General features: G+C 44.6%; 7 protein-coding genes and 1 tRNA gene. 7 read left to right on the top strand and 1 reads right to left on the bottom strand.

Going from position 1 to position 5,720, the window contains the following annotated elements:
* Positions 1-8: 8 nt before the first annotated feature.
* Positions 9-85 (top strand) — tRNA-Met (locus WJT86_RS12160).
* Between the two features lie 126 nt (positions 86-211).
* Here the strand turns inward: WJT86_RS12160 and WJT86_RS12325 are convergent.
* Complete coding sequence (locus WJT86_RS12325; RefSeq protein WP_407066965.1) at positions 212-454, bottom strand: M48 family metalloprotease; 243 nt, start codon at positions 452-454, stop codon at positions 212-214.
* Between the two features lie 113 nt (positions 455-567).
* On the opposite strand from WJT86_RS12325, the gene WJT86_RS12155 reads away from it, so the two are divergent.
* The 6 genes from WJT86_RS12155 (at position 568) to WJT86_RS12130 (ending at position 5,319) form a co-directional block, all read left to right on the top strand.
* Positions 568-1,101: a hypothetical protein gene (locus WJT86_RS12155; RefSeq protein WP_346337856.1), complete on the top strand. Its 534-nt coding sequence runs from the start codon at positions 568-570 to the stop codon at positions 1,099-1,101.
* A gap of 2 nt (positions 1,102-1,103) precedes the next feature.
* Complete coding sequence (locus tag WJT86_RS12150; RefSeq protein WP_346337854.1) at positions 1,104-3,503, top strand: AAA domain-containing protein; 2,400 nt, start codon at positions 1,104-1,106, stop codon at positions 3,501-3,503.
* Positions 3,504-3,512: 9 nt separating this feature from the next.
* On the top strand, positions 3,513-4,055 hold the full coding sequence (locus WJT86_RS12145; protein ID WP_346337852.1) for an AAA domain-containing protein: 543 nt from the start codon (positions 3,513-3,515) through the stop codon (positions 4,053-4,055).
* Positions 4,056-4,173: 118 nt separating this feature from the next.
* Positions 4,174-4,629: a DUF6314 family protein gene (locus WJT86_RS12140; protein ID WP_346337850.1), complete on the top strand. Its 456-nt coding sequence runs from the start codon at positions 4,174-4,176 to the stop codon at positions 4,627-4,629.
* Between the two features lie 120 nt (positions 4,630-4,749).
* Complete coding sequence (locus WJT86_RS12135) at positions 4,750-5,001, top strand: type II toxin-antitoxin system ParD family antitoxin (protein ID WP_346337849.1); 252 nt, start codon at positions 4,750-4,752, stop codon at positions 4,999-5,001.
* A 15-nt stretch (positions 5,002-5,016) separates the two neighbouring features.
* Positions 5,017-5,319 carry a type II toxin-antitoxin system RelE/ParE family toxin gene (locus WJT86_RS12130; protein WP_407066964.1) on the top strand — a complete coding sequence of 101 codons (303 nt, stop codon included), beginning with the start codon at positions 5,017-5,019 and terminating at the stop codon, positions 5,317-5,319.
* Positions 5,320-5,720 lie beyond the last annotated feature (401 nt).

The following is a 5,720-nucleotide window of genomic DNA, read 5'->3' as shown; positions in this document are numbered from 1 at the left end:
TCCTTTGACGCGGGGTGGAGCAGCCCGGTAGCTCGTCAGGCTCATAACCTGAAGGTCGTCAGTTCAAATCTGGCCCCCGCAACCAAACATTAAAAAGCCCCTGAAGCAGATATGCTCAGGGGCTTTTATCGTTCAAAGGACGTAGGGAAAAAGAAAGAGAGGGGGAGGGACTCGTCTAAACCTCGGACGTAGAACCTAATCAGATAGCTTTTTATTTAATCTGTTGGGCGTGAGACTTGATCTGCTTAATCCTGTCAAGATTTGAAGGGTGGGTCGCGTACCATGAGAATGTGTCGTCCTGCTTCTCTTCCTGCTCTATGTATTCAAAGAAGCGGGCGAGGGCAGCGCCATCATATCCGGCATCCTGTGCTATCCTTATACCAATCCGGTCGGCCTCTGCTTCATGATGACGGGAGTAGCCTAGAGATAATTGGTGTCTGGATTTTAAAAAAATATTCTATATTATTTGGTTTGTCAGGAGACTGCTAAAGGCCACTTTTAAGATGATTCATTAAGTGGGGTTCTGGTGATAAATGGCCATAATTAGCAATTATGAGAATATCAGATATGCCAAAAAGACCACTAATTCAAAAAGAAATAACCGATCTGGAAAATATGTTTTTCAAAAGGAGCGATGATCAACAGTTTCTGAAGGATTTGATGGGCGAACTATCCGTACGAAAAACAAAACGTGCACAAGAACTGCTACGGAAGGTAGTACAAGCTAATGAAATAATAGCTCAAAAATCTACTTTACTCATTGATACACGAGAAGTTGTTCATGAAAATTTGCCTATTGCCGCAGATACTACAATAGGCATATCAATTTCTCCAATTTCTGAAACTATGACTGTGTCTACGGCGGCTAACAGACCTGCTATTGAACACGTCTCTATTTGCAATAATCCTGAAGATATCCTGTCTGCATGGACGGCAATGGAAGTTCTCTCCCCTCCATCATTCCGTAACCCTCAGGATTTAGCTGGAGGTGAGAGGGGACGTATTGCCTATATCAATAACGGGCATTGCCTTGGGAGAATGGCGGCGAGAAGAGTAGACCTAAGCAACGGCTTTATTACCAAGTCATTCTCGGCAGTATAGATATGGAAGCCGTTATTCCAGCACTCTTGATGGTTTATACAGATAGTCGAGTTGAGCGTCCGCATGCGCGGGGAGAGGCCGTCCTTGCTACAATTATGGTAGACCGGGATGGGCGCCCAGTAGAAAGTGAAGCCATTTCTATATCCAGTTTCGGTTGGGCGGTGCCCATAGCTCTGGATGGCAGGCTTCGTGATCTTGGGCAGTGGCAGCAGGAAGAAAAAATACTTTCCGAAAAGTTGAAGGCAAAGATTCTGACCTCTGATAAGGATGGGAAGCCGCTACCACTCACTCAACAGAGACTTCAAAACGCTTATGAATGGCTGATTCAAGCCATAGGTCTTTCCCCCCATTTTGCGAAACCACCAGCATTTGCAGTTCGATCATATCAATATTTTATACTGCAAGATCCGCCAGAATCAATTCTTCTCAATTCGTTTTTCCTTGATGACCTAGCGACGGCACGCACGCTTGTCATTTCTGGTAAATCTACTCCGAACCTCCAACGCTATTTGGGTACTGCTAAACCTCAATATCGTCGAAACCTTATGAAAGATAATGAAGCGCTTTCAGATGCACTTGAACCACAGAAGTTTCCGTTAGGATCTTGGCCAGGCAATGGAAGGTATCCGCTTGCACTTCTTCAACAATGTGCAGTCAATTTGGGTCTTCATGACTTAAAAACAGATGGTATTCTGGGGGTAAATGGTCCGCCTGGAACCGGGAAAACAACGCTTCTGCGTGATGTTATTGCGGCTGTTGTGACTGATCGTGCGGAAATTCTCTGTACCTATGATAAACCAGAAAATGCCTTTGTCCATTCTGGGCAGAAGCTTAAGAAAGGTAACTCATTTATTCACCTCTATCGCTTGGATAATAAAGTTAAGGGATACGAGATGATCGTTGCCTCCTCAAATAATAAAGCTGTCGAAAATGTGAGTGCCGAGTTACCCACGATGGAGGCGATTGCCGAAGATGCGGATGGCTTGCGATATTTTAAAACGGTATCCGATGCATTATTGGAATGTGATACTTGGGGAATGATTGCAGCAGTACTCGGCAATAGTAAAAACAGGAATGATTTCCGCCAAACCTTTTGGTGGAATGAGGATGTTGGACTCCAAAAATATTTACAACATGCCTGTGGCAATCTTCAATTAATTACAGAGAAAACTGAGGCAGGAACGAAGCAAAGACCACCACGTATCATTACCAATGAAGACGCTCCAGAGGGTTATGATGATGCGTTACGCCGCTGGGAAATAGCTCGCCAGCATTTTCGTAAGGTTGCCGCATCTTCGAAGATGGCTCTGGCTAACTTGGAAAAGGTTTACAATCTTTTGAAATCTATCCGGCAAAAACAGGATATGATTTCTGGTCTTGTTATTAAAATTGAGACAATGCATCAGATTTTAGCGCAACTTACAGAAGATTACCTAAATGCGATATCTGTTTGTGAAAGTCTGAAACAGAATGTTGATGAGTTAGATTTGAAGCGACTTGCTTCACTAAAAAAACGTCCGGGAGTTTTAAACCGATTGTTTAGAACGAGGATTTATCGCTCATGGAATGAAGCATACGGCATTCTCTTGAAAAATATCGCTTCAGAGAGGGCAAGGCTTTCGCAGCTGTTAGCAAATATTGAGGCAAAGAAGTCCGAACATGTAAGAGTAAATGGTGAAGTTCAAAAGATACAAGCCTTGGTTACTGAATTAACTGAGTCAATCAAATGTGAACGAAGTACTTGTAAGGACCTTACCCGCCAGTATCCTGGTACGTTCATTTCAGAGGAGTTTTTTGACCAACGTCATCAAGAGAAGCAGAAAAGCGTGCCTTGGCTGGATGCTATATCTGCACGTTTGCGTAATGATGTCTTTGAGGCAGCAATGGCCTTGCATAAAGCGTTCGTCGATGGTGCGGCAAAACAAATCCGGCATAATCTTAATATATTGATGGATAGTTTTGGAACGCGCTCATTAGGAAGTGCGGAAAAGGATGCATTAATCCCGGATTTATGGTCAACCTTGTTTTTGCTAGTGCCTGTGATCTCTACTACGTTTGCTTCGGTTTCCCGGATGTTCAATAAAGTTGGTCCAGAAGCTTTCGGTTGGTTACTCGTCGATGAGGCAGGCCAAGCTTTACCACAAGCTGCTATTGGTGCTTTAGTACGAACGCAAAGGGCGATTGTGGTAGGTGATCCTATTCAGATTAAACCTGTTGTTGTATTGCCGGAGAAGTTGACTGAGGCGTTATGCATGCAGTTTGGCATCAATCCAATGACCTATAATGCGCCAGGAGCCTCAGCGCAAACACTCGCTGACAGTGCTACAGAATATTACGGGGAGTTTGAGACGAAGTTCGGAACTCGAGAGGTTGGTGTGCCTCTTCTCGTGCATCGGCGTTGAGCCGAACCGATGTTCAGCATTTCCAATTCTATTGCCTATGAAAATTTAATGGTACAGGCAAAAGTTACCAAGTCCTCTACAATCCGGGATGTTCTTGGTACGTCTCGATGGATTAATGTCGAGGGAAGTGGAGAAGAAAAATGGTGCCGACAAGAGGGTGATGAGCTACTCAAGCTGCTATATGATCTACGAAGTCAAGGATGCATTCCTGATTTTTATATTGTGACACCATTCGTAGTGGTACAAGATCGTATGAGGGAAGTATTACTTGCCAGCGGCTTACTTAAGGGCTGGGTTGAGAATCCATATCAATGGGTTCGGTCCCGTATTGGGACAGTCCATACTGTTCAGGGTCGTGAAGCCGAAGCTGTCTTTTTTATTTTGGGGGCTCCGGATGTAATACAGCGAGGTGCACGTGATTGGGCTGGTAGTCAACCCAATCTATTGAATGTCGCAGTAACAAGAGCAAAGGAAGCCCTTTACGTGGTCGGTAACCGAAGCCTCTGGAAAAAAGCAGGTGTTTTCCAGTCGCTTGATGACTTGCTCAGCTGATCCGTCAATTTGCTTGTCTGTATAACGTTTCATTGTGATAGGTATTGATGTGTAAGCTTTTACGCTAATTAGCCCATTGTGTCGTAAAAATGGGCTTTAAGATTTGAGATATACTTTTGTGATTAACTTTTTTTCAGCAAACTTCACTCTCCCATCCTTCTTAACCGGCCAATGGCAATTACAGCGTTTGGGCTGGATTGGTACGGGGGAGGGAAAGCGCCAGATTATGCGGATGTCTGGGCAGGCTGAGATTACTGAAACAGATGATGGTCTGTTGTTTTCTGAGCGTGGGGTCATGCATTTCGATGAATATCATGGCTCTGCTGAACGACAGTATCTCTTTCGCCCCGTCAATCCGACGACCATGCAGGTCTTCTTTGATGATGGCCGTTATTTCCATGAAATGGCATTTTCAGGGAAACGGGCTGATGTCTATCATATGTGTATGCCGGATGATTACTCCGGGCGGTACAGAATCCTCGATCAGGATAGCTGGTGTTTGAACTGGCGCATTATCGGGCCGCACAAGAATTCGCTGATCTCAAGTCGCTTTCAGCGGATTCATTCAAACTGATCACATAGAATCAGAACAACCGGAAACGCGCCGGCTATTAAGCGAGACATCCATCGCACAACCTTTCCTTGATAATAGTTATTAAATCTCTATAATGACCTTATTATCAGGAGGCCCGTTATGATCAGTCTGGAACTTGGAAAATCTCTGGAGAGCTATGTCGAAAATCTGGTGAAGACCGGACGATATAACTCGAAGAGTGAAGTTCTGCGCGAGGGCTTGCGGATGTTGCAAGAACGGGAGCAGCAGTTCGCTGCCCTTGATGCAGTCATCATGCGTGGTGTTGCGGCCTCAGATGCCGGGCAGGGTAAGAATGCAGATGAGGTCTTTGACCGTCTGCAGAAGAAATACGGATCCATGCAAGATCATTGATGTGCAGAGGCATTGATGATGATTGTCCGTATTCTGCCTGAAGCCGAAGCTGATCTCGAATCGATTGCTGATTATATTGCGCGTGATAATCCGCGCCGTGCACTCAGCTTTCTTATGGAATTACGGACAGCCTGTGAGTCGCTTGTCGATATGGCCCAGGCTTTCCCGATTGTCCCGCGTTATGCACGGTTTGGTGTCCGGCACCGCGTCTATGGCAGTTACCAGATATTCTACCGAATTGTGGTTGATGAAGAGCGCATTGATATTATTCATGTGATTCATGGGGCGCGCTCTGTTGATCTGTTTGAAGATATCTAGGCCTCAATTGTAAGAATCGAAAACGGTTTTCAGCCCCATAATATAAAGAGAGGGGTATTATCTGCTCTGACTGTGGAATCGTTTTGACGGCTCTTGGCTGAAAACAGGCATGAGTTATTAGCTGCTCATTTACCATTCTGGAGATGGAAAGAACTTTTCAGAAATATGTTTTCCTTGATTCATAAGGGAAAAAGAAATGCTCAAAAAAGAATCTGAAAAATTTTAAGAAATATTCGGAAAGGGCTGTTGACTCTTTTGGGTGTGTTCTTCATATAGGTGTCCATCGGCGCCGCGGGGCAATTGTTTTGCGGCGTCTTTGTTTGCCTGATGGTCGTTTGATTGTTAGGCAGTCTCTTCGGAGGCGGTCTAAAAAAAGAATTTAAATTCTGCATTTTTAGATT

This window comes from Hohaiivirga grylli, from assembly GCF_039655745.1.
In the GTDB taxonomy this organism is placed as follows: Bacteria; Pseudomonadota; Alphaproteobacteria; order Rhizobiales; family Beijerinckiaceae; genus Hohaiivirga; species Hohaiivirga grylli.
This window is presented reverse-complemented; position numbering and strand designations above follow the sequence as displayed.